The 1,435-nt window shown below is 42.7% G+C and carries 1 protein-coding gene; it reads left to right on the top strand.

Annotation, left to right across the window (positions count from 1 at the left end; genetic code table 11):
* Window positions 1-249: 249 nt before the first annotated feature.
* Window positions 250-1,242: a LacI family DNA-binding transcriptional regulator gene (locus tag G5B42_RS11645; RefSeq protein ID WP_331274122.1), complete on the top strand. Its 993-nt coding sequence runs from the start codon at window positions 250-252 to the stop codon at window positions 1,240-1,242.
* The last annotated feature ends 193 nt before the right edge of the window (window positions 1,243-1,435 follow it).

Below are 1,435 nucleotides of genomic sequence, written 5' to 3'. Positions count from 1 at the left end.
CCATTATATGGACTCAACTCGTACTGGTTCTAAACAAATTCTCAACAAGTTGTTTCTTGTACCGGGTAGAAGAGACATCTTCAAGAAAATAAGTCCTCAATGGGTAAGCGAGGGACAAAAAAATTTTTAAAATCAAAGCAGGAATTTATTAAATCATCTGTAATAATATTAATAGCAATCCAAAACGTTTTGGTAAATATAATGTTAACGGAATGAGGTAAAAGGGTAATGAATGTTACCATCCGTGATGTGGCAAAGAAGTCTGGTTACTCGATTACGACGGTCTCCCGGGCGCTTAATGGCTTTGATGATGTCAGTGAAGAGACAAGAGCTAAAATTATAGCCGTCGCAAAAGAACTGAATTACCAACCAAATCGGGTAGCGCGTAGCCTTGTTTCAAAGACTGTAAATACAATTGGCCTTTTCGTGCTCGGTCGGTCCAGTTTCCAACAAGGCTTTATTGCGGATCTTGTCAGCGGGCTGATCGATGAAGCTTCGACTCATGACTTTGACCTTTTAATCTTTGGTACGCAGTCCTTAAAAACAGGCTTGCCTTTTACACAGCTTTGTCGCCAGCGTGGGGTGGGGGGAGCGGTCATTACCGGTTTAAAGATTACGGATCCAATCCTTGCTGAGCTGGAGGCCAGCGATTTTCCCACCGTCCTGATTGATGTCCCGATCAAAGGACCAAAAGCAACCTATGTCAGTTTCGACAATCAAGAAGGTATAAGTCAAGCCATTACCCATCTGTGCGATCTTGGCCACCGAAAAATCGGGTTCATCAACGGCCACATGGAAGCCTGGGTTTGCCATGAACGATTGGCTGGTTACAAAAAGGGACTGGCCAAACATGGTTTGGTCTTCAACGAAGCTTATGTTTATAATGGCGATTTTACGAAAGAGTCGGGGCGTGCCGGGGCGAAAGAACTAATTGAGAAAAATCCGGAGTTAACAGCAATTTTGGTGGCGAGCGATCTGATGGCTGCCGGTGCGCTCGAAGAGTTGACCGCGCTGGGCTATACTTTACCGGACGATATATCATTGGTTGGTTTTGATGACCAAACCTTTGCCGCCCTTACCTCACCAGCCTTAACCACGATCAAACAAGATGAGTATCTATTGGGAAGACTTGCGGCCGAAAACATCATAAAACTAATTAATGACCCCAATTACCAACCTGAGGTTAAAAGCTTAACCACCAGATTAGTAGTAAGGCAGTCGACAGGTCCGGTTAAAAGCTAAAAAAGTCACTTGTAAAGAGAGAGAAAATTTTTTTCGTTGCCATCCAAAACGTTTTGGAAGGAATTGTATTAAGTTGGTCGCTTTTCACAGTAATCAACTGAGAAAGGGGGGAGGCCAAGAGAAACTAGTAATTTATTTTTAACCTTATAAAAAATTCAATTCAAATTATGGTAGGAGCATTCCTGTATTGAAA

Source organism: Capillibacterium thermochitinicola, assembly GCF_013664685.1.
Lineage (GTDB): Bacteria > Bacillota > UBA4882 > UBA10575 > UBA10575 > Capillibacterium > Capillibacterium thermochitinicola.
Note: the sequence above shows the minus strand (reverse complement) of the source record. Positions and strands in the feature narration are given on the sequence as shown.